The following is a 24,135-nucleotide window of genomic DNA, read 5'->3' on the forward strand; positions in this document are numbered from 1 at the left end:
GCTTATACAAGAACAATCGATGCGCGTGCATCGGGAAGCGCTCGCGGGCTGCAAAAAATGCCCGCTGATGATCGGCCCGGTGGTCAGCGGCAGCCCCGTGTTTTCGCCAATTTTGTTGATAGGCCAGGCGCCTGGGGACAAGGAAGGCGGCTTCGGCAAGCCGTTCGCCTGGACTGCCGGCAAGACGCTATTCAAATGGTTTGAACGGATCGGGCTGGACGAGGAAACCTTCAGAAGCAGGGTCTACATGGCCGCGGTGTGCCGCTGTTTTCCGGGTAAAAACCCGAAGGGCGGCGACCGGGTGCCGAGTCTCGATGAAATCGGCAATTGCGCGGCCTGGTTGAGGGCCGAGATCGACTTGATCAGACCGGCGTTGATCCTGCCGGTCGGCAAACTCGCGATCAGCCAGTTGATCGAGGTCAAAAAATTGAACGAAGTGATCGGCAAGGTGCATACGGTCAACTTTCACGGCCATCAAGCGGAGGCGATTCCGCTGCCGCACCCGTCTGGAGCTTCGACCTGGCACAGGATGGAGCCCGGCATTAGCTTGCTGGAAGAAGCCTTGTCGCTTTTGGAAGCGCATCCGGCCTGGCGGCAAGTCCGCAAAGGCTGATTCGTAACCGCATTCCGGCTTTCGTCTTCAAATCAAGCCATGCTCTGCGAACGAATAGGGCATGCCGTCGCCGATGATGAAATGATCGAGCACCCGAATATCGAATAGAGACAATGCCTGTTTCAATTTATCGGTGATCTGTCGGTCCGCCTGGCTGGGTTCGGCGATGCCGGAGGGATGGTTATTTGTCAAAGGTAAGTCTGTATTTAGTACTTCTGTTGACAATGTTCCCCACCGTCAAAATTGGGCAGATCAAGAAGCGAGTGAATGATTAAAATTGGCCTCAAATTCTAATGGACTTTGAAAGCTATTGGCAGAATGTAACCTAACAGGATTGTAATCTGTTTCGATATATTCAAACACGGTTTGCCGGATGGCTTCGCGAGAGCGAAATTGTTCACCATGAATGGCTTCGACCTTGAGCGAATGGAAAAAGCTCTCGGCACAGGCATTATCATAACAATTGTCTTTGGCGCTCATGCTACCCAACATGTCATGTTGCCGTAGCAATTGCCGGTAGGCGTGCGAACAATATTGGCTGCCTTGATCCGAGTGGATAATAACGCCCTTGGGACGTTTACGCCGAAAAATAGCCATTTTCAGCGCATTGCATACCAAATCCGTCGTCATGCGTTCGGCCATGGACCAACCAACGACTTGCCGAGAAAACAGGTCAATGATGACAGCCAGATAGAGCCAACCTTCGTCCGTCCACAAATACGTGATATCGCCCGCCCATTTCTGATTTGGGTCCGTGACTGAAAAGTCTTATTGCAACAGATTATCGAATACCGGCAAATTGTGTTTGCTGTTGGTCGTTGCCTTAAACTTGCGAGCAGCCTTGGCTACTAAGCCTTGGCGTTTCAGGCTGGCGGCGATCGTTTTTGGGTTGTAGGATCGACCATCTTCTTTATGCAATTTTCGCTGCAGTCGTTCAGCGCCATAATGCTGCTTGTGCTTGTGGAATAGGGTTTTCACTTGCTGGTCAAGTAATATCCGCTGTTGATGCCGTGCACAGGGCTTTCGGCGCAGCCAAGCGTAATAGCCACTTCGCGATACCTTAAAACACTGACACATAAAAGCCAGGGAATAATCAGCTTGATGATTTTTCATGTATTCGTACCTCGCTTGAGCTGTTGAGTAAAGTACGTTGCCGCATTTTTTACCCACAGGGCACAAGTAATAGCGACAACTCCTCAGCCTGTTGGGCCAGTTGGCGTTTTAATCGAGCATTTTCTGCCGCCAAGCACGCTTCTCGCTCTTTAACGGTCTGGGCGTGTTCCAAGTGTTTACGCCAGGCGTAGAGCTGGGATTCATGTAAACCCAGTTGCTTGGCGGCCTTGGCGACACCAATCTGAGCCGCCAGCTTTAGGCTTTCTTGTTTGTATTCGGCGTTATGCCGTGTGTAGCTGGCTTTCTAACCAGTCGATTTCGTGCTCATGCAAGTACCTCTCTTCGGTTGAGAATACTCGCTTTTTAAAGCGTCCACTACTCGTGGTGGAGATCAGTCGCCTCGGTGACGACATCGGCGTGCTTGCTGTCAACATTCTTGATCAGGGTGAGTTTGGAGACGCGATCAACCACGGTGACCAACGCTCCCTGATGGTTTTGGCCAATCACCGTATCGATCGCCCAATCCCCAATACGGGCCTTCTGTTCGACAATCGCGGGGCGCTCGTCAATGCGGATCCGGTTTTTGATCTGCGCGCGCTTATCCTTTGATCCGTAGCGCTTTTTCCGCTGCTTTTGACTCTGTATAAGGTGCTTAAAGAGTTCACCGCCTACACGTTTGTCTGCCCAGATATGCTAATAAATGCGTTCATGGCTGATTAAAAGGCTTTCAACCATCCGGAGGCTTACTCGGGGCTCCAATCCTCTTGAATCTGCGCCTTTATCATGCGGATCACCTCGGCGGTCATTTTGATCGCTTTGCCCGCTTCACGGCGGCGCTTAGCGCTCTTGATCTGCGCTTGCTTCGGCCGGTAACCGCGCTGTCCGCTATTGCGCTTGAGTTCGCGGCTGAGCGTGGACTCAGAAACGCCTACCACACGGGCAATGCTCGTCTGATCTTTTTCTGCTGCCTTGAGCGCCGCACTCTGCTATCGTTACCCTTCGGTCAGGTGGCTGTATCTCTTCATATGTAATGGTCAACAAAAACCGGACACCTATTTAGGCAGCGCTTCTATAAAATTCCCGTTCGAATTCGATCGGGGATTGATAGCCCAATGCCGAGTGCGATCGACGACCGTTATAAAAAGCCAAATAATCAATCACACTCAGTTTGGCCGCTTCTTGGGTTTTGAATTTTTCGTAGTTGAGCTGTTCATGTTTCAAACTGCGAAAAAATCGTTCGGTCGGCGAATTGTCCCAGCAATTGCCTTTGCGGCTCATGCTTTGCTCCATACGCATCACCGCCAGATGTTGGCGATATTCCCGACTCGCATACTGGCTGCCGCGATCCGAGTGATGCAACAGGCCCGGCGGTGGCTTTCGGCGCCAGAAGGCCATTTGCAAGGCCTTGACACAGAGCGAGGTCCGCATGTGGTCGTCAATCGCCCAGCCCACGACTTGGCGGGAAAACAGATCGATCACCACGGCGACATACAGCCAGCCTTGTAGCGTCCAAACATAGGTAATATCGGTCGTCCACACCTGATTGGGCTTAGCGACTTGAAATTGCCGATCCAAACGATTGGGCGACAGGGTCTCGTTATGGTTACTGTCGGTAGTGACTTTAAACCGCTTGGGGTAGCGAACCTGCAGGTTTAACTCCCGCATGATTCGCCGCGTTTTAAAACGTCCGGCGGCAAAGCCTTGTTTTTTCAGTCGATCCGATAGCCGACGGGAACCAAAGCAGTGTTTATTGTCGGTAAAAATCTGCCGGAGTTTATCCACCAGCGCCTGATCCTGTTGTGTTTTATCGCCAACTGCCGCGGCATTACACCAGACATAATAAGCACTGGTGCTAACCTCCATCACTCGACAAAGTACGGTGACTGGATACGTCTTCTGTTGCGCCTGAATAAACCCGTACTTTATTCGGCTTCTTTCGTAAAGAAGACTGCGGCCTTTTTTAATATCTCGCGCTCCATCCGCAACTGTTCATTTTCCTTGCGTAAACGGATCAATTCATCTTGATCCGTCAGACTCAAGCTTGGCTTTTTCATTACCGATTCATTGGCCGAAGGCTTACGTTCGGCTCGAACCCAACGCCCCAAGGCACTTAAGGATATGCCCAAGTGATCGGCGGCCTGCTGTTGGTTATAGCCTTTTTCAAGAACCAGCTTGGCGGCATCTTGCTTGAACGCCAGGCTGTATTTGGGACGCTTGTGTTTTATGTCGTTCGTCATGGTAACCTCTATTGACAGTATACAGTCTGCCTTGAGAGGTGTCCGGGTTCATTAAACCATTTCAATAAGCTCTCTCGTCTTTGGTCGGATTGGAAAGCCAGAACTTTACACCATCTGACCGCTCTAATTCTTTAAAAATCGATTGCACTTAATGAGTTGAATGTAAGCTGGTTAACTTGGTTAAAATAAAATGTCAACATAAGCTAACAATATAACAATATTTATGGTGTCGAAACTGGTTAGAAATTGTAAATACGCGGAGAGCATTGTATCTGGCAAGCCACTGACTTGCGATATGTACGTCATCGTCGATGAAACTGGGCAACTGTTATGGCACGTTAATCTATTTCTTGCTGATCTTGCCATTGGGCATTCGTTAAATTCATGCAGGGCCTATGCTGCTGATCTGCTCTCATTTTTGAAAGTCATTAGAAGTATCGGAGATTGGAGGGAGATCACGCCTCGTCAAATGACAGGATATCTTCATGGAGAACTTTTTCAGGCCAGGAGTTATTCGCCTGAAACCATGGCACACCACATAACCACATTAAAAAGCTTTTATGAGTGGCAAGTACAAAAAGGTTACCTTGATGCGATGCCTGATTTCCATTGGAGTTACCGTCACCTTTACGATAAAGAGGCTCCTGAAAATACCGTGTACGTGGCAAGCCAGCACAGTTTTCACTCTTTGTATATCGATAGAGAAACTTTCGACAAATTAAAGGCCGGAGTCGTCGGGCGAGACCCATTTATTCGGGCACGAGACCGTATAGCTCTACGACTCGGATACGAATGCGGTACTCGAGGTTTCGAAGTATTGAAACTGAATGCCAATGATGTGAGGCAAAAAATAAACGAGGCGAAAGACAGAAACAAAGGGCTTTGGGGTACTGCAAAAATAAAAATTAAAGGCAAGGGGGGTAAAAACCGTGATCTCTATCTACCACCAGACTTGTGTGAATCGATCATGGATTACATGAAGCGATGGAGAATCAGGATCAACGGTGGCCAAGGTCCATTGTTATGCCGCAAGGACGGTTACCCAATAAAAAATGATCAATACGCAAGTAGTGTTTTTTCAGATGCTTATAAGACTGCTGCTTTGTGTCGAAATGTCCGCCAGGGGTATCACAGGCTTCGCAAGAGCTTTGGCACTCATCTCGTAGACGAATGTTATAAAACTGGTCGAGATCCCTGGGTTATAGTGCCGCGGCGGCTCGGCCACAATGATATCGAAACCACAAAAAGATACATTCAATTTGACGCCCTGCTGCATGGTCGTAACCATGTTCTCTCTGAACTTGATATGATGGCCAACAAATACCACTCTATTCAGACTAGGAAGATTGGATGACCATAGCCTATAGTAGAGAAGACATACTAAGAATGATTGCTGAGCAGCACCTAGACCCGAAGGATCTACCAAGTCGTCGCTTGTCTCAGTTTCAAGTTATTATTGAGGTACCCAATAAAAGCCGCTTTGACGTGTTGACTTTGCCAGCTGGCTACGAAGATGATGCTCTCCTCGATCTGGTTCTTTATTACTTCACGTTGCCTGATTATGCCATTAGGTTAAATATCGGACCCAAAAGACTTAGAAACAATGCAGTTAAGTCATTCTTAAAATTTCTCAAAGAAAATCAGCGAAGCTATTTGAAAAACAACACCCAAGATGGTGATGACCTGATTTACCTCTTACCGTCACTCATTTTTAGTGACTGGTTCAAACATCTCAAAAATCACGAGACTCCGAATAAAACCTACCTCTTTATTCTAGTAATGACCAAAATGCTGGAAACGGCGCTTGTTCATCGTTTCGGCAAAGTGTCTACTTGGCCGGGCTTACTAAAAGATGCGAGCATAATTTTGAGAGAGTCTATTCCTAGACAACCTCAGAGTACCAAAAAACCACCTCTTGGGCGCTTCCTTGGAATTCCAGAATCTCTATTCTCCAATCAAGAGTTACAAATGGGCCTACGTTACGGTGTGATCTGGCTAATGCAACACTTTCACAAGTTTCGGCAAGCTATGCTTAGTGAAGCTGTCATTTCAGAAGCGCTAGAGCAAACGAAAGGCTGCACTTTAAACGAAGCTCGAAAGAAATTTGAAAATTGGAATAGCTGTCTCTATAACTCCAAAGCCCCTCATATTAACCTCAATGTAGTGCGCAAGGTTTTTCCAGCAGCTTGGAAGTGCATACAAGACGACCCTTTACTCGCTGAATGGCAGTTTTATTGTTTAAAAAAACTCCGACCGGCACTGGCCCCAAACGAGTTTGGCGATGTAACTCCTTTTTCTCAAAAGCAACATCAACTCTTACTTAATCGTTTTGTTAGAGCAGACGGTAGCATTCGATTTAATGCGAAGGGCTATGGGCCAGGTGATAAAGAGTGGTTCCCCCTAAAACCATATCTTGGGCCGGCTGGGCGTGGCGTAAAAATAAAACAGCCCTGTATTTGGGGAATTGAGTGGATTGTACCAACTCTTCTTGAAGAGCTCGCTATGCAGTGGATGCTCGCTTCTGAACGCGCTCAAAAAAGCGGGATCAAAAGCCTGACAATCGATAGTGTTCATAAAACTGAAAACAGTTCAAGTTTACAAATCTCCACTTTAAAAATGCGCCGTTCCAAAAACGCGCACGCTAAGCGTCGTCACACTGACGTGGAGTCGGCGATCTATAAGCGTCGAACACCACCTTTCGAAATTTACAGCAATTGGCTAAATCTAAAGAAACAAGCTCAGGTACAACTGAAAAATCACAATCCAAAAGGGCGCTATGTTGAAGGGCTGATAGCGGGTATGATTTGCCAAGCAACACATTCCCAAATTACCAACACTTACCTTCCGCTGGAATTGATCAGCGTACCAGGGACTGTATGGCACGACACATTTCTATCCGATGCTGGTATCGAGGCCTCCCGCGAAGCTCAGGCTTTCATAGCAATTCTACAGAATCGAGTTGCCCTTAAAAGGAATAATCCAGATAAACACATCCAGCTGCCTGTAGGCCCTATAGGCGAGTCCTTAGTAGTTGAAATAGAAGCTGAGAGTAACAGAAGTGTCAAGATCGATGGCATCATGGGCGTAGCGGCTGAAGTCGCTGGTCATAGTGAAGCAACGGGGCGGAACACTTATAAGGATGGATATGCTCGAATAGGTATAACTGAAATCATAGAACCTGTCAGAGCATTCGCTCGAAAAGTGGGTGACGCCAAAATAGAGCTAGCTGAACAGATAGCGGAGAGGCTTGCCGAATCTAACCGCAAAGTGAGCATTGAAGAACTCGAAAAACTTTGCGGAATTCATTCTTCCAGGATCGATCAGACAACACTGTTGTCAAGGCTAGACGAACAAGAGAAGTTGACCATTGCCGGAGAAATTCTCAATGGAAATGAAACCCTTATCATCGAAACTGATATGACTGCAGGGATGATGTGGGGATACATCCAACACCTTGAAGGTCAACTGCCATCTCTGCTGGCCAGTGACCGCGAAGATATTTGCACGCGCTATCTAGCACAACTTATTCACTATCACCAGGTTTTTGAAAGCTTCGACGATAAATTAAAGCAGTCTGGGCGTCGCATAGCTGCCGAAATTGATTTTCCTTTTCCATCGCTATCCTGAGCCTAATAAGGGAACATACTTTGAGCAAAACACTCACCGCAATACAACAAGCAAATCTGGAGTCATTAAATTTAAGCATAGGGCCGAAGGCACAATGGACTATCTTGAACATCTTCCATGGGGAAATTGTCCACTCTAGAATTGATTTTGCGGATTATCCGTTGAATACTGAGCGAATATTACTTGCCCAACGCCTGTTATTGTTATGGTGGTCGCCGAGGATTGTCGAAGAAAAAGCAACGATACAAGGAAATGATTTCAGAAAAGCAGACATCCTTATGCGATTGTTGGCTTTGATTGAACAAAAGTACAAAGGGAGAGCTCTTTGCGAACTGGATAAATCTGACTGGGCTAATCTACTAACAGCCATGGTGTTTTATGGCTGGTGTGAAGAATCTAGTAGCCAACGCCGACTTATTAAGCTAGCTGAACCGAATGGTAAACACGTCGTAGAACGAGCGACTACAGTTCTTCGTTTTTTTTATAAGGCTTACCAAGAAGGAGCCGTCAGTGATGGTCCTGAATTTTTAGCAACCAGAGCAATGACTTATAAAGTGCTAGGCAAAGAATTGGAAGCTAGAGGCATCGATTTTTCTGACTGGAAAACAGGCGGTTCATATGGGAGTATCCCGTTTGTAACAGCTCATCTTCTCCTCGCAGATGCAATAGCAACTCTGCGCTCATACCGCACAAAGCAACTTCTATTATACTTCAAGGTAGCCCGTGAGAGCGATATTATCAACCTACACTCTGCATTCTGGGGATCCAAGTCTAAAACGCATTGTTTTATGTATCGGAACACAAGCAACATTAACTGCTTGTCAAACTCCCCATCGGGAAATTCAAGGGGCTCTCAAGCTAACCGTTGTAAAATAGAGTTTGCATTGCCTTTACATAACGAGTTGCTAAAGCTTCATACGGAAGAGCAGATCAGGCTGGCAGCGGATCAACCATTTCAATTTCCATGGAAGTTTTATAATGATCTTGTTCGCGACTATAGACAACTTGGAACAGCAATTTACATTATCTTTTTGTCGGTTATGGGAAAAAGGGGGCCTTCTGAAATACGAACGCTTCGAGGAATAGATATTACCCCATCAAACTCGTTAACCGGTCAAGACGCCACAATGCGCCCTTCGATTTTGAAAACGCACAAGGGGCTGAGAATCGAACAAGGTGTGACCAACTATATTGACGAAGCGTTCAGTGCTATTCTTCACTTGTCATATTACGATAAAACCAGCACAAAGCTACCTTTGTTCTCTGTGCTTCCACCGAAAGCTAAAGCCCGGTTAGAACCTCGGCTAATTTCAGTAGAGACAGCGGGTAAGAATTTAAAAAAATACTACGCCGCTTTTTGCGCCCGTGTGGAGGCAAAAGTCGAAGGTGATTTCCTAGACCTTCATGAGCGCATCGCTAGCCACCAATTCCGACATGCATTCGCTGAGTTTGCGTTAAGAAAATTCGACGGAAATGTTGAAGAACTATTTCGCCAACACGCACTGCATTCTTACAATCATTGGTGGACCAAGCGATACACATTTGACAAGCTGGACGCAGATGAAATTACGCGCATAAACCGAGCATACATCAGGGAACTGGTGCCACGCGTATTACACGACAGTGTTATCGATCCTGATTTTGTCGGTGCAATGGCGCTGTTTATCAAGAAGACTTTAGGCGAGCAGATAACAGTGGTGAGCCCTGAGGAAGCGGAGATCCACATCGAGGCATTTTGCGATCAAATTGAGCAGGTGACGGCCCATGAATATGGCTGGTGTCTGTTACATAAATCTTTTGAACATGCAGCCCAATGCAAGGATTCTTCTGGCACCCCTAACCCTAAAGGCACGTCTTGGGAAAAATGTGAAGGTTGTGTAAATTTTACTGCTTCACGCAATTCCCACTTGACTAAACAGACTCAAATTTTGATCAGTCATGTCGATTTCATCGAGCAGCAGACATTTCAACTGCCTAGTCTGAAACGTGCCAGTCGCGAGGCGATCAAAAATGCCACCCAACTTTTTCCCGAACTGAAGCCATTGGCAAATATTGAATGAGCATCCGAGACAGACTACCCAAAAAGTCTCCCCCCAAGGCGGAAACAAAGCATGACCCCCTTTGGGTAGTTGAAGGGACTCCATCAACAAAAGCACTGTATCAAGCGGTTAATCTAGAATATAACCGCTTGTCTGAAATAATCAAATCTGGTAATGCAGCGAATCCCAAAGATCGAAAACTCGTTCTGGCTAATATCGCTAAAATTGCCGGTCGAGATCGCAGTCTTATTAATGTGCGTCGCCAGCCGGAGCTTTGCGATTACATCGATCGACTGAATGAGGAATTAGAAAAACTCACTGATTTACACAAAGGAAAACCCAACAAATCAAAGCAACTTACGAAACGTGAGCTGGAGCGGGAAGTCGGAATATTAAAACGACGGGAAAAGTCGAATTCGGAAGCAGAGCTGCGAGCCATTGTGGAAGCTTTTTTTGCATCGCATTTACTTGATGATATCAATAAACAAGCATTGGAAGTGCATAAATTGCGGCAGGAAAATGAGGAATTGATTGATAGGGTAACAAGACTGCAAAAGCAAAATCGCCAATTAAGTAGCGAGATTGCAATATTGCATGATCTATTAACCCCCGCTCAGCGAGCAAAAATGGGCGGACTCAGGACAGTAGAAAGAAGTAAGAACGACGAGTAGCCCTGCCATTGATGTATGAAGGAGTAGCATGAGAATTTGTTCAAATGCTCATGCTTAACAGGTTGTTGAAAAACTGACTATTCGTGTTAATATATCACAATATATAGCGTGTATTTTCTTAAATATATCTGTATATTGATCGGTGACGTCAAAAATCAGAGAAAATCAACAGCCTGTTAAATACCATCATGACTGTTAATCTGTATTAGTCTGGACCTCTGTACACGACAAAAAATTTATCCACAGGCTCTCACTCATGTTTGGAGAGCTATTATTTCGGGATTCTGTCCGTCAACTACGATCATGTCGGGCGGACATAAAAACAACACCCATAGCCTGAATCTGTCCTCAATTTTTTGGAGGCCATGCAAAAGGCTGTCTGTCAGATAATCCAGCCCATAACGAAATAAACTCTGCTCCGGACGTCCATGCTTTTTCGTTTTTAAGGGCCTGACCTGATGTTTCCATTCGCCCGTCTTATGCGCCCAACAAAAGGCAATGGCCAATAATGCCATCACCTTTTTGATCCGAAAATAACGGATCAGGCGCATCTCTTCCAGATGAAAGCCCCGGCCTTTCAGGCATTGGAACAGATTCTCTATTTCCCAACGCAAACCATAGACTTCCACCGGCTGCGGAAAACGTTGGTTACCCGCCAGGATCAACAGTTCACCGCTGTCCAGCTTCATGCCGCTGAGCCATACCCACTGTTGGCCGATGCGGCGCTTTTTTCTCAGCGCGCGGCTTTTGCCCACGTCCAGGTCGGCGAACAGCGAGCGGACAGGACGTTCCTGACCTGGGCAAGCCGTCAGCAACTGGTTTTCCTTCATCCGGATCAGATAAGGAATGTCCTGATCGCTTAACCATTGCCACCATCGATCGCCAATAAACTCCCTATCGCCCAGGACGCCCAAAATACCTTGCCGACCAAAGCGAGCTATAAATCTTTGCAACAAGGCGATGCGCTCGCGCTGGTTGGAGTTGCCCTGTTTATTCAATACCAGCCAATATACGGGAATCGCCGCACCTTTGTAGACGATGCCTAGCGTCAGAATATTGAGATTCTTTTCACCCCATTTCCAGTTCGTCCGATCCAACGTGAGGTAGTACGATTTCTCATAAAAATCAAACAACTGCATGATCAAGCGCGCAATCGCATCATAATCAAAGACGGCTTCCTGAAAAAATCGCTGCAACCGCCGATAGCGCGATTTCGGCTTCGCCTGACTGGCAAAGGCCAAGGCCAGTTGCGTCAGGTTCATGCGTTTCAGCCGCACTAAGGCCAATAGCATCCCAACAAAACAATCCAAACGGCACTTGCCCCAATCTAAATGTCCTTTTAGAATCACTCTCAGTCCATCGCTCAATTCCATTTCACCTCCTGTTTGGTCGCAAGAGAGTGAAACCGATTAGCGATGGACTTTCAAGCTCCTTATTTGCCCTTCTTGCAAATCAATGGCTTAGGTTTTTTGTCGTGTACAGAGCTTCTAGACATTCAAAAGTAGAGGTGGTACCGAAAAATTGAACAGCCGGTTAAGTGGAACACCTGCTGCTTTTGAATGTCCAGAAGGACGATAAAACGGAGCAGAAGATGTCAATCAAAACGAGAAGAAAACATTCACCGGCTTTCAAAGCCAAAGTCGCCATGGCAGCGCTGGCGGGCGATAAAACCCTGGCGCAACTCACGCAGGAATTCGAGGTTCACCCGAACCAGATTACCGATTGGAAACGGCAGCTGACGGAACGGGCGGCAGAGGTCTTTGGTAAACCCACAGAGTCGGCGTCGCCCGCTGTCGATCTGCAGGCGTTACATGCCAAGATCGGCCAGTTGACGCTGGAAAATGATTTTTTAGAGGGCGCGCTCAACAAGGCGGGATTGCTGAGCGCAAAGCGATGATAGACCGTCACGCGAAATTGTCGATTAGCCGTCAGGCAGATTTACTCAAACTCAGCCGGGGTAGTGTCTATTACTTGCCTAGGCCCGTCTCGGAGCGTGATTTGGACGTGATACCCAAAGGGCACAAGTGCGGCGATTGGATGAACTGCATTTGAAACATCCGTTCATGGGTGCCAGAATGCTGCGCGATCAATTGCACGAGCAAGGCATCACAGTGGGTCGCAAGCATGTCAAAACCTTGATACCCACAGGGCACAAGTGCTGCGGATGGGTATTGAGGCGCTGTATTGCAAGCCCAACACCAGTAAGAAGCAGCCGGGACATGAAATCTATCCTTACTTGCTGCGCGGCATGGCGATCCATCGTGCCAATCAGGTCTGGGCACTGGATACGACCTATATTCGTCTCGCCAAAGGTTTTGCTTACCTGACGGCCGTGGTGGATTGGGCCAGTCGCAAAGTATTGGCTGCCAAACTGGCGATTACCCTGGAAGCCTGTCATGCTGTCGATGTCCTTCAGGACGCGTTCAGGCGGTACGGCACACCCGAGATCGTCAACACGGACCAGGGCAGTCAATTTACCGCCAAGGCGTTTGTCGATACAGTGCTGGAAAACGGTTGCCGGCTGAGCATGGACGGCCGGGGAGCCTGGCGGGATAATGTCTTCGTCGAACGCGTGTGGCGGTCGGTGAAATATGAGTGTGTTTATCTACACGCTTATGATTCGGTCGCTCAGGCGAGAGCCTCTATCATGCAATATGTGGATTGGTACAATCGATCCAGGCCCCATTCAAGTCTGAATCGAAAAACACCTTATTAGGCTTATACCGGCATGTTGCCACCGGTCATAATGGCAGCGTAATTATCGGCAGGGATTCCACTTTAAAATCGATGATCGCTGTTCAAAGGTTTGGGGCCTCCTCTAGTAGCAGGTGTTCCACTTAACCGGCTGTTCAATTTTTCGGTACCACCTCTAGAGAAACTATATAATATCCAATTCGGAGAGATATACAATTAGACCTTTGCGAATGTCTGATTGGCTTGTCGCTTAGTAGGTAAGTGATCAGAGATGATATACATAAACCTCTAATTACTTGTTACATGCTTTATTTTATAGGAGTACATTGCATTGTTTGGAGAGCTTAAAAAGGTATCTCTAAGAGATATTTGGCCGCATGAGGCATCAGATTTCACGCCATGGCTTGCTGCAAATATCGAAGAACTTGGGAAGGCGCTCGGTATGGATTTGGAACTCACAGAAAGAGAAGCAAGCGTTGGAGATTTCTCTTTAGATATTCTTGCGAAAGATTTGGGTACATCTCATACCGTCATAATTGAAAACCAGCTTACCCAAACCGATCATGATCACTTGGGAAAATTATTGACCTACTCAGCGGGATTTGATGCTTCGATTGTCATCTGGATTTCCGAGTCGATTAGGGAAGAACATCGACAAGCATTGGATTGGCTTAACCAGAGAACTGATGGCGATACATCCTTTTTTGGTGTGGTTGTTGAAGTCATAAAAATTGATGACTCAAAACCAGCGTTTTCATTCAAATTAGCCGCATCGCCTAACGAATGGCAAAAAACTAAAAAAGGTCGTGGGCAAAGCGCGTCGGTTTCATCAAAAGGCGAAAGGTATCAATCCTATTTTCAGTCACTGATTGATGATCTTCGTGAAAATCACAGATTTACATCTGCTAAAGCTGGGCAGCCTCAAAATTGGTACTCATTTTCATCCGGCGTCAAAGGGATATACTACGGAGCAAATTTTGCGGCCGGAGGAAAAGCTAGAGCAGAGTTATACATTGACTTGGGAGATTATGATAAAAACAAATACGTTTTTGACGAACTACTAAAATATAAAGAATCGCTAGAGACTGCATTTGGGGAGCCAATCGAATGGGAACGACTCGACAATAAAAGAGCTTCGCGTCTGGCGTTTTATTGCGATGCATCTATAGCTGATCCAGACTCTGAGTTAGAGCAAGTTCAAGCGTGGCACGTCAAAAAGCTGCTTAAAATAAAAGAAGTCTTGGGTGCAAAGGTCGCGCCAATTGCTACCTATGCCAACAATGCGCTGCTGTTAGACAATTTTTCCACTTCGCTTTAAAATTTGCCACAGAGTAAGGCGTTATAAATTAGCAGTTTATGATATAAACCAGCCATTTCAGAGCACACATCGAGCGGCAAGAAATGGCCGTTATGCAAAGCTTTGCATAACGGCCATAGGATATGGGGTAGGTTTTACGCTTATTTTTTCAGAAAAAGTCCACCCGATCTTTGCACTGTTCTCGTCGAGGTCTCGTTGATCATATTAGCGTTGCCGATGCTGACCAGAGAAAACCATTTTTTTGCACGGGTGATCCCCGTATAGACCAATTCACGGGTCAAAACCGGATTGCGCTTCGGGGGCAGAATCAGCACGCAGTGTTCAAATTCGGAGCCTTGGGATTTATGCACGGTGAGCGCGAATACGGTTTCGACCGATAACAGACGGCTGGGCAGAATCCAGTGGATGCCGTCGGTGCCGTCGCCTTTCGGAAATGCTACACGCGTTACTGAAGAGAGTTGGCCGGTCTGCTTGTCCCGTTGAGGGTAACTGAGCGTGATGCCGATGTCGCCGTTCATCAAACCCAGGCGATAGTCATTTTTTGTAACCAATATCGGTCGGCCTTCATACCAGGTCGTGGCGGTATGGATCAAACCCCGTTTGTTCAGGGTTTCGGCGATGCGATGGTTGAGCCCAGTGACGCCAAAGGGCCCATTTCTGAGCGCACATAAAATCTGAAATTGACTGTGGGCCGCCAAAACGGTGCGAGCCCAGGCGTCAAAGTCGGATTTGGCTGCATCGATGGATGGTCGATGCTTACCGATCATGGATAGATAATACGCATAGCCTTTGGCTGCTTCGGATGCGTCTTCGGTATTGGTTTGGCCAACCAGTATATCTTCCAGCTTTGGATCATCGATGGACATCAGGTCGTGTTTTGAAAGATCGGCATAACCCTGTCGCAACACGGAGGTGATTTGCGCGGTGTCGCCCGCGTTAACCACAGCAGCCAACTGGCCGATACCGCTCTCGGAGGTGAATCGGAAGCTTTCGCGCAGCATCACGATATGTTGATCCAGCTCAAGCCCTTGATCGTCGACAAGATCTGCTTCTATCGTCTCGCCGGTAATACGTTTGATCCAGCTTGCGGTGTCCAATGTAAAACGCCCATCCTTGGCATGGCGGCAGAGTTCGCCTAAGACCGAGCCGGCTTCTACGGAGGCAAGCTGATCCTTGTCGCCCAACAGGATCAGTCGGGCGTGTTCCGGAAGCGCCGACAACACTCCCTCCATCATCTCCAGATCGACCATCGAAGCCTCGTCTACCACGAGCACATCGAGTGCGAGCGGGTTTCTGGCGTCATGTTTGAATTGCCGGGTATTCGCGCGGGTGCCGAGCAACCGATGCAGGGTGATGACTTCGATGGGTATGGCGTCGCGAAGTCCCGCTTGTTCCAGCACGACATCCGGTAGACGATGGATCGCGCCGGAGATCGACTCCTTCAAGCGCGCGGCCGCTTTCCCGGTGGGGGCGGCCAAACGCATGCGTAAAGGGCGGTTGCTATGATGCTTGAGTGCGATGCTTTGGAGTAATGCCAGCAATTTGACCACGGTGGTCGTTTTTCCGGTGCCGGGGCCTCCGGTGATAATGCTGAACGCACTACGCGATGCAAGCGCGCAGGCGATCTTTTGCCAATGGGTAGGACCGGCTTTTTCCTTGGGGAAGAGCGCCGAAAGGCTGGCTTGCAATTCGGGCTCCGGCAATGTGAGGCGAATTTGTTCACCGCGGCTCAGCCGGTGCTCGATGGCGGCTTCGACATTGCGTTCATATTGCCAGTAGCGGCGCAGGTAGAGTCTCTCGCCGTCAAACACCAGAGGAGACTGGCCATGGTCTTCGGCAACCAAATCGGGATGCCTGATCTTGTCGGCCCAAAATGGCAAAGGCATGCCGGCTAATAAATCCGACGGCCGCTTGACCGGTTCCAATTCATGATCGGTAAACTGATCGGGGGGAAGCGAAAGAGCTATATAAGGGTCGTTTAATGTGGCTTCAAGGTCAAGGCAAACATGTCCTCGGCCTAATTGATGACTGGTCAAAGCAATCGCCAGCAGCAACTCAGGAGATGCGTCTTTGACTTCATGCCAAAGAAAACGCGTCAGGGCGAGGTCGATTTCTCGCAGCCAATTGCGCTGAACCCATGCCTCAAGAAGATCGATCATCGCATGAGCGTCGTGCAGAGGATTATTGCTTGACATCGTGTTCATGCGGCTCTCCCGGCACTGTTGCTAAAAATCTCATCCAGTTTATCCATTAAGACTTTGGGAGGGCGTTCAAAATGCACACCCGCAGTCTCGGCGCCTATGCCCCGCATGAACAGGTAGACCGCGCCGCCAACATGGGTGTCATAGTCATAATCTGGCATCCGTGACTTCAGCAAGCGATGGAGCGCGAACAGATAAATGACATATTGCAGATCGTAGCGATGGCTGCGAATCGCTTCCTCCATCGCGGCTTGGTTGTAGTTAGCGTTTTGGTGACCAAGCCAATTGGATTTGTAGTCGGCGACGTAGTACTTGCCTTGATACTCGAACACGAGATCCATGAAACCCTTCAGCATGCCATTCATGGTTTCAGGCAGCAGTTTTGGGCGTGGGCGTTGTCCGAGCGTATGCGAGATGACGGCCGTGTCCAATTGCTCAAGATCGACGTGGTGCGTTTCGAACCAGAATTCCATTTCTACTTTGTAGGTTTGCAAGTCCTTGAGGACAATGCTTGCTGGCAATCCTTTGACAGTGGGGGCATTGGCGCTAATGGGCAGCGGGGTTTGGAGCATCGCATGCACCCAATGATCCAAGGGGTCGATCCAGGCATCCCAGCGCCGGATCTTACAGCGGCGTGCGATCGCGTCACGTAGCGGTGCCGGATTCTCTAAAGCGGCTGCAAACCTAAAGTAGGCCACCCATTCCATCAATTCGTGCAAAAAGGTGCCTGCTTCCGCGCCTTTATGGAAACGGTGCATAGATGTCTTTGGTACATCGTCCAGGTTCACACTCGACAGGATTTCAAGCTCTACTTCCTGTAAATTGGCGGCTTGCGGCGTGTCATCGATGAAGGATACAGGCCCGCTTGAATCGGGGAAGTGGGTCTCGGTGCGCAGGCCGGAATAACTGTTGATTCGCCAGTATTCCTTGGCAGTGTGGGTGGGAACGCGCGCTTGGCCTAGCGTGGAGTCAACATCGAGGGGTACGAGGCACGTATGATCGACGATCAGTTCCGATACGACCGTAATGGCAGGTTGTGCGGCCGCGAAGGAATGGACGGCATTCAAAAACTCTTTGGCTGGAGTGCGGCCGATGCCCAATAGATGCCCCACTGCACTGACCTCTGCGGCTTCGAGGGGCGACAGCCCCAGCCAAGCCGCATGGCGCGCGCGTGTCAATGCGACATAAACCTTGCGCACATCCTCGCCGAGCCGGTCCTGGTCGGCTTGGCGAAGCACTTCCGGCGTACAGTCCAGGGCGATCTGCAACTCGCCGGCGTCGGTATGCCACTTGAGAGGCAGATCGGTATCTTTGGTTTGGCGGGTGGCGCAGATGAACGGGAGGAAGACTACAGGGTATTCCAGTCCCTTGGATTTGTGAATGGTCACGACCTTGACCAGATCGGCATCGCTCTCAAGCCTGACTTTTTTCGCTTCCGTATCACTGGAAGGCGATGCTTGTTGTTCGGCCAAAAAGCGAATCAAGGCGTGTTCGCCCTCCAAGGTGCAACTGGCTTGTTGCAACAGTTCCGCCAGATGCAAAAGATCGGTCAGGATGCGCTCGCCACTGACGCCCGCCAAATCGGCCGGCGTTTGCAACAAGCGTTCAATACAGCCGAAATCGAAGAGCAGGCTGCGCAGCATCGGCAACACGCCTTGTCGCTGCCAGATTTCACGATAAGCCTTGAATTGGAGGACTCGACTCTCCCAAGCGTCTTCATCATGATTGAGCGCGTCCAGTTCGGCAAAAGACAGGCCAAGGGTCGAGGTCGATAGGGCAGCCCGTAGTAGCCGATCGTTATCCGGCTCGGCACAAGCTGACAGCCAACGATAAATTTCCATGGCTTGTGTGGAGGCATAGACGGAGTCTTTGTCGGAGAGGTAAACGGAGCGAACACCCCTGCGTGATAGCGCCTGGCGAATGCTGCCCGCTTCGTTGACATTGTTGACAAGGATCGCAATGTCGCTGGGCTTGAGAGGGACTAAATGGCCTTCTTCAGCCATGAATCCTGTTGTGTGCCGTTGCCCCTGATTCAACCAGGTCACGATCTGGGTCGCGCAAATCTCGGACATCTGCTCAAGATAGGCCTCTTTGCTCAGTGTCTCTTCCGCCGCGATGACCACCGCTGTCAGCGCGGGCACGTGTTTGTTGTCGGCCATGAACCGATCTTTGCGCCCCTGGGCGAGAACGGGTTGGAAAGGCACCGGATTGTTACCGTTCTTGCGAAAAAGAAAGGCGCCTGCATTCCCTGACTGTTTCTCGATCAAATCGAAGCAATGATTGGTCGCATTAACCATCTCCTGTGTTGAACGGAAATTCTTGCTCAACGTGTAGAGACGGCCCTGAACGGCTGCGCGCGCTTTCAAATAGGTGTGGATGTCCGCACCACGGAAAGCATAAATCGCCTGCTTGGGATCGCCGATCAGGATCAATGCACAGTCTTGCCGATGCTGGTCAATCTCGTAGACACGTTCGAAGATTCGGTATTGCACCGGATCGGTGTCCTGGAATTCGTCAATTAGCGCCGCCGGGAACTGTTGGCGGATCACCTGTGCGAGCCGATCGCCATATTTACCGTTCAACGCGGCCTCTAGGCCGGTCAGCAGGTCGTTAAAACCCATTTGGGCGCGCTGCTTTTGTGCTGTGGCGAATGCCTCGGCAATCCAGTGTGCCGCATGACTCAAAATCCCTTGTTTTGGACTTGGCAAATTGGTCAATGCTTCTTTCAATGGGGGAATGGCGGCAAAGGCCGGGTGATTTGGAGGCTGTCCATTTTTCCATACTTCGTCAATTCCCTCTGGGGTGAGGCGTGACCAGCCTGTGGCAATATCAAATAATTCTTGAGTGGGTGAGATTGCCCATTCGTAGATGTTATTTAGCCATGGCTCATACCATCTTGCTTGCAATTTTTTGCCATCAATCAGCTTTTTTTGTTTGGCGTCATTGAATAACTCTTTGATCTCCTGAGCCCAAGCCGCCCACGGTTGTTTCAACTGATCAAGCGCTACTTTTTTATCTTCCCTGGTTCTTTGCAAGTGCTCATGCGGCGGAATATTGTGGTCCAATATATCGGCATGCTCAATCAGAGGTACTATCGCGTTTTCAAGCGCGCTCGGTTGCTCCCAATAAGTACGGACCGTAACGAAGTCTTCCATTCCCAATGGATAGAAAAAATTTCGCCAGTAATCGCGCACAATTTCCGACAACAGTTCGGACTGGTCGGTCTCAAGATTTTGCGTGAACAGGCTTTGGCTGTCGAACGCATGTTCACGCAGCATGCGGTTACACCAGCTATGAATCGTGGAAACCGCAGCTTCATCCATCCATTCCGAAGCCAGCTGGAGTTTGCGAGCACAGGTCGGCCATAATGTTGGCTCATATTCCTCTCGCAGGTCGTAAAGTAAATCCTCGCCCTGTTGGAGTAGTGAAATCGTCGCAGGTTCAGCTCGGAAATATTCGGCCGCTTCTGCTAAACGGGCTCGGATTCGGTCCCGCAATTCTTTAGTGGCGGCATCGGTGAAGGTCACGACTAGGATTTCCGGCGGCGTCAGCGGTCGGCCTTGCAAAAAAGCATGATGACCGCCGTGACCGAGAACGAGTCGGACATACAGCGCCGCAATCGTAAACGTTTTGCCGGTGCCGGCACTGGCTTCAATCAGATGGCTGCCCGTCAACGGAAAGGTCAGTTGATTTAGCTCCGTAGGGGTAATGGCCTTGTTCATTTTGACTCTCCAGCGCCTTGATCCGTTTCGGCTTTTTTTCCAACGTTTTCGTCCAACGGAGACAGCAGCCGCTCAGCCCAAACCGTGAAGTCGCCATCGGACCAAAGGCTGTCGAGGGTCGGATAGATGCGCTGCAAGTAAGGGTTGTTTGCCGCTTCGCCGGGTGATTTGTGGTTTCCTTCATAGGTTTTTTTTGCGGCCACTACGGCGTCAGAGCGGCATTCGTTGAGCGGTCCGCTGAAGCCCTTACCCCCTTTCGCCAGCCAGGCTAACGCGGTTTTGGGGGCGAAAGGCAAGGGGAAGCATAAACCGGCAACATAAGCTTCGATCAAATCCTTGAAGCAGCGTGTCGCCCATTCAGGATCAAGCGGACGGAGAACGACCTGGCCGTTCTTGCCGATCAGATGCGTGGTCAGCGGCTGGCCGTCAAGATGCCCTGCGAGGTGCTGAATCCATGCCGAGATCAGTCTGTCTCGTCGGTATGTCTTGTTCTCGATCAGGTTGCTGGTATTGATCTCAATCCGGCAACGCGCCTGCTCAGCGTCTGCAAACAGTTGCGTAAGGCGACCCTGTATCTTTAGCATTTGGCCATTGACGGTGTGCTCGAAGGCAATATCTTCGTCTTCAAGGGGCATCGGCCACGCTTGGCAGGCAGTCTCGTACTGATCGAACATCGCATCCAGGGGTTCGGCAAGCCATTCCTGTAGCAACTCGGTCACGCTACCGGTCGGCAAAATGCCCTGACGGCGAACGCGCGCGAGCTGCCGCTGCACAGATTCGGATTCCGACTTGCCCTGGCGTTTGGCATCCAGGCGGACTTGGATTAACTCATTCTGGAGGGCCCACTGTGCAAGCGGGCCGATCGAAAAGGGTTCCTGATCCTCGCTGGTCAGGTCATCGAGTTCGTAGTAAACCCCGAGTCGCTCGCGGAAGAAAGTCTTGACCGGATCCTTCATGAAGCCAATCAATTGGTCTAATGAAACGGGGACATCGAAAACGGGCAGGGCCAGGCTAGCAGTCGATGATTTGGCGGATGCAGCCCGGGTTGCCTGTGTCGGCCGCCATTCGCGCGCATACGTAAACAACGACGATTTTGCCTGGTTGCCGCCGAAATAGTCTTTGCTGAACGGTTGCATGCGATGCTCGATGGTCAGCGCTTCAAGCAGTTTCTTTCCCCCGGCCGATTCTTCGAGTCGCCAGCAGGTGGCAATATGATCCCGCAGTTGACTGACCAGCACAGACGGAGGACGCTCGGTATTGTCATGAATGCTACGTCCAACCCAGCTGATGTGAAGGTGCTCGCGTGCAGAAAGCAAGGCTTCCAGGAACAGATAGCGATCGTCTTCACGGCGCGAGCGATCGCCCAGCCGATAGTCCTTGGCCATCAGATCGAAATCCATCGCGGGATGCGTCCGAGGATAGTCACCGTCATTCATGCCCAATAAATAAATCCGCCGAAAAGGGATCGCGCGCATCGGCATCAGGGTGGCGAAAGTCAGGCTTCCGGCAAAAAAGCGTTGCGACAAGCCGCCCTGGTCGATTTGCGACAGCCAATAATCACGCACAACGGGCAGCGTCAAGGGTTCCGTGAGCGCCGCATTTTCGCAAGCATCGACCCACTGTTCGAGGGATGTCTGGAGTTGTAGTAGCAGATACGTTTCGTCGTTATCCGTGCTCTCGAAAAAATCCAGCAACAGGTTCCGCAACCTTTCCCCCCATTCGGCCGGGGCGACGGGCTTGGCAAAGGTTTGCAGCAAAGCCTCGATTTTTGTCAATAGATGGGCAAGCGGTCCGGCCAGGGCGGCGTCAAGACCTGCGACATCGCCGTAGGGTTCAATGTCGTTCCAGTCGTTCGCCTGGCGCCCGGTTGGATCGACGCCGACCGCATACCCCAGCAGCATTCGCTTTAAGCCGAATGTCCAGGTATTTTGCTCGTAGTCGAAATTGATCCCAAGGCTTTGACGATGCCGAGCATGGAGCCCCCAACGGATGTTCGCTTGCGCGATCCATTGATGCAGCAAGAGCAGGTCGGACTCTTCGATGTTGAAGCGTTTGCGAACGGCCGGCACATTGAGCAGATCTAATACCTCACTGACCGCCAATCTCGATTGATCGATACCTAGAAGGAGTTCGAGCGAATAGACCAGCGGCGCCTGGTGTCGCTTGCCCAAGTCGGCTATTGAGTAAGGGATGTAGCGCTTATCCGCCGGGTTGAGTTGACCAAAAACCGCCTGAATATGGGGCGCGAATTGATTGATGTCTGGCACCATCACGATGATTTCGCGTGGCTTCAGAGAAGGATCGGCGTCGAGCGCGGCGAGTAGCTGATCGTGCAGCACTTCAACTTCGCGCTGGGGGCTATGGGTGACATGAAAGCGAATCGACGGGTCCCGTTGCGGATCGACTGGAGGCCATTGATGCCGACTTTCGGACATGGGCCGCAGATCGCGGATATCGTCCTGAAGCTGATTCAGCAAACACCCTTCTCCGTGAGGACCGAACAAATCGATGCGCTGACCGATTTCGGCAAACAATTGTCGATATTTGCCCGGTTCATCCATTTCATCCAGCAGGGAAATGTAATCCCGGCCTTGTTTACCCCAGGCGGCGAGCAGCGGATGCGCATGAAAGTGAAGTTCTTCCTCTTTCAGATTCTCCGGCAATGTAGGTTTTTTGGTGTGACGCCCTATGCGCCTGAGAAAATCTTTCTCGGTCAGAATGTTGGTCCAATGATGTTCACAAGGATTATTGATACACAATACGACCTGTGTCCATTGGGATATCGCCATCAACACTTCTAGCGACTGTTTCGGCAGGGATGACAGCCCAAACACGATAACGCGCCGCGGCAAATCATCGGGGCGACGCGCAAGCCCCGAAGCTAAAACCAAAAAGCGTTGATGCACGGCCGCGCGGCTGGTATGGCTGCCATCACCGACATCCGCCTGCAAGGCGCGCCAGAGCATCGGCTGCCAAACCTGCTCTTCGTACAATGGGGTCTGGCTGGCTTGATAATCGATCAGGATGTTCCGGCCTTCGGCCCAGGCCGCCAACCAATCGGCTCGGTAAACCTGATATTGGTCGAACAAATCAGCCAGGCGTTCGGCCAGTTGGTAGCGTTTTCTTTGGTCACTATCCTGGCTCAAAAAGCGCGCGAGCGGTTCGTAGCCTTTTTCTTGGGTGAGCCGTGGCAGTAGCCGCATCAAGCGCCAAACCAGCAGAGGCTTGTCGAAAGGCGAGGCGTCGGGTACGGCGTCCTTGCCGATCACCGCCCGGTAGGCTTGCCAGACAAAGCGGGACGGGAGCAGCGTCTGCAAGGCAGCCGCGATGCCGCAGCCGCCGGTTAGCGATGCCGATTCGTCCGCGGCCAGGGCCTGCTTGAGCCACTGCGCAATCCCATTGCTTTGGACAAGAATGACTTCATCTTCGAGGGGATCGAGCGGATGCGCTTTCATCCAACTGACTATGACCTGACGTAACAACTCGGGTTGGTTGCCATGGATGATCATGAAGCCTGGAGTCAGTTGGCTGTCGGTCATAGTCTTTTTCATTTGTCCATTGAGGTATATTAGCTTCCAATATTTTCCACAAAAGTGCCAACTTTTTCGTGCATTAAAATTTACGTCTTTTGTTTGTCACCAGAACCCATCAATTGTGAGGCGCGGTGCGCACCGCGCACCATTTGATAAATCCGAATGCCGTAACATTGAGGTAATTGTAAAGCATTTCTTGTAAAGCATTTCGGCGGGCAATGTATTCCGATTGTCAAGGTTGCCGGCGTGACTTGGCATCGAAAAGCGTCACTATGCGCCTCTGGCTTAACTCCAGAAAAAGTGCTTGAAATCGTGTAAACGGATAAGTCAGAATACCCCGCCAACGCAACCTTGCCTTACGACGAAA

Annotated in this window: 14 protein-coding genes and 3 pseudogenes; 7 read left to right on the forward strand and 10 right to left on the reverse strand. The window is 49.9% G+C overall.

All coding sequences use genetic code 11. From position 1 onward, the window contains the following. Positions 1–19 precede the first annotated feature (19 nt). Entirely contained in the window at positions 20–613 is a 594-nt protein-coding gene (locus METLA_RS0119255) for a uracil-DNA glycosylase family protein (RefSeq protein ID WP_198408521.1), read from the forward strand. Between the two features lie 27 nt (positions 614–640). Here the strand turns inward: METLA_RS0119255 and METLA_RS22260 are convergent. From METLA_RS22260 to METLA_RS0119285, 6 genes and pseudogenes are all read right to left on the reverse strand, one after another. Beyond that, a pseudogene (locus METLA_RS22260) lies at positions 641–799 on the reverse strand (JAB domain-containing protein); the annotation flags it as partial. Between the two features lie 66 nt (positions 800–865). Beyond that, positions 866–1,979 (reverse strand): annotated as a pseudogene (locus METLA_RS22265) (IS3 family transposase). Positions 1,980–2,101: 122 nt separating this feature from the next. Further along, complete coding sequence (locus tag METLA_RS23995; protein ID WP_152539534.1) at positions 2,102–2,416, reverse strand: IS30 family transposase; 315 nt, start codon at positions 2,414–2,416, stop codon at positions 2,102–2,104. 53 nt (positions 2,417–2,469) lie between these two features. Further along, positions 2,470–2,661 carry a hypothetical protein gene (locus tag METLA_RS21590; protein ID WP_024300120.1) on the reverse strand — a complete coding sequence of 64 codons (192 nt, stop codon included), beginning with the start codon at positions 2,659–2,661 and terminating at the stop codon, positions 2,470–2,472. Positions 2,662–2,782: 121 nt separating this feature from the next. Beyond that, positions 2,783–3,691, reverse strand: coding sequence for an IS3 family transposase (locus tag METLA_RS0119280; RefSeq protein ID WP_152539500.1), 909 nt, complete (start codon positions 3,689–3,691; stop codon positions 2,783–2,785). Beyond that, positions 3,649–3,963, reverse strand: coding sequence for a transposase (locus tag METLA_RS0119285; RefSeq protein ID WP_029646815.1), 315 nt, complete (start codon positions 3,961–3,963; stop codon positions 3,649–3,651). The genes METLA_RS0119280 and METLA_RS0119285 overlap by 43 nt, the downstream gene beginning before the upstream one ends. 295 nt (positions 3,964–4,258) lie before the next feature. Between METLA_RS0119285 and METLA_RS0119290 the strand changes: the two genes are divergently transcribed. Genes METLA_RS0119290 through METLA_RS0119305 form a run of 4 tightly spaced genes read left to right on the forward strand, consistent with a single transcriptional unit; the run spans position 4,259 to position 10,300 of the window. Continuing rightward, positions 4,259–5,317, forward strand: a complete 1,059-nt coding sequence (locus METLA_RS0119290) for a tyrosine-type recombinase/integrase (RefSeq protein WP_024300123.1) — start codon at positions 4,259–4,261, stop codon at positions 5,315–5,317. Beyond that, positions 5,314–7,590 carry a hypothetical protein gene (locus tag METLA_RS0119295; RefSeq protein ID WP_024300124.1) on the forward strand — a complete coding sequence of 759 codons (2,277 nt, stop codon included), beginning with the start codon at positions 5,314–5,316 and terminating at the stop codon, positions 7,588–7,590. The genes METLA_RS0119290 and METLA_RS0119295 overlap by 4 nt, the downstream gene beginning before the upstream one ends. 20 nt (positions 7,591–7,610) lie before the next feature. Further along, positions 7,611–9,650, forward strand: coding sequence for a hypothetical protein (locus METLA_RS0119300; RefSeq protein WP_024300125.1), 2,040 nt, complete (start codon positions 7,611–7,613; stop codon positions 9,648–9,650). Further along, on the forward strand, positions 9,647–10,300 hold the full coding sequence (locus METLA_RS0119305; protein WP_024300126.1) for a hypothetical protein: 654 nt from the start codon (positions 9,647–9,649) through the stop codon (positions 10,298–10,300). Before METLA_RS0119300 ends, METLA_RS0119305 begins: the two co-directional genes overlap by 4 nt. Positions 10,301–10,554: 254 nt before the next feature. On the opposite strand, the gene METLA_RS22270 is transcribed toward METLA_RS0119305, so the two are convergent. Then, positions 10,555–11,592 carry an IS4 family transposase gene (locus tag METLA_RS22270; RefSeq protein WP_161635433.1) on the reverse strand — a complete coding sequence of 346 codons (1,038 nt, stop codon included), beginning with the start codon at positions 11,590–11,592 and terminating at the stop codon, positions 10,555–10,557. 299 nt (positions 11,593–11,891) lie between these two features. Between METLA_RS22270 and METLA_RS22275 the strand changes: the two are divergent. Next, positions 11,892–13,016, forward strand: a pseudogene (locus METLA_RS22275) (IS3 family transposase). Positions 13,017–13,325: 309 nt separating this feature from the next. Then, positions 13,326–14,312 carry a DUF4268 domain-containing protein gene (locus METLA_RS21600; RefSeq protein ID WP_024300129.1) on the forward strand — a complete coding sequence of 329 codons (987 nt, stop codon included), beginning with the start codon at positions 13,326–13,328 and terminating at the stop codon, positions 14,310–14,312. 140 nt (positions 14,313–14,452) lie between these two features. Here METLA_RS21600 and recD read toward each other — a convergent pair whose 3' ends face one another. From recD to recC, 3 genes are read right to left on the reverse strand one after another with little or no spacing between them, the layout of a single operon-like run. Further along, positions 14,453–16,516 (reverse strand): exodeoxyribonuclease V subunit alpha, encoded by a 2,064-nt coding sequence (gene recD, locus METLA_RS0119330; protein ID WP_024300130.1) that lies wholly within the window; start codon positions 16,514–16,516, stop codon positions 14,453–14,455. Next, positions 16,513–20,235 (reverse strand): exodeoxyribonuclease V subunit beta, encoded by a 3,723-nt coding sequence (gene recB, locus METLA_RS0119335; RefSeq protein WP_024300131.1) that lies wholly within the window; start codon positions 20,233–20,235, stop codon positions 16,513–16,515. The genes recD and recB overlap by 4 nt, the downstream gene beginning before the upstream one ends. Beyond that, positions 20,232–23,774, reverse strand: coding sequence for an exodeoxyribonuclease V subunit gamma (recC, locus tag METLA_RS0119340; protein WP_029646819.1), 3,543 nt, complete (start codon positions 23,772–23,774; stop codon positions 20,232–20,234). Before recC ends, recB begins: the two co-directional genes overlap by 4 nt. Positions 23,775–24,135 lie beyond the last annotated feature (361 nt).

The sequence above is a fragment of the Methylomicrobium lacus LW14 genome, assembly GCF_000527095.1.
Lineage (GTDB): Bacteria > Pseudomonadota > Gammaproteobacteria > Methylococcales > Methylomonadaceae > Methylomicrobium > Methylomicrobium lacus.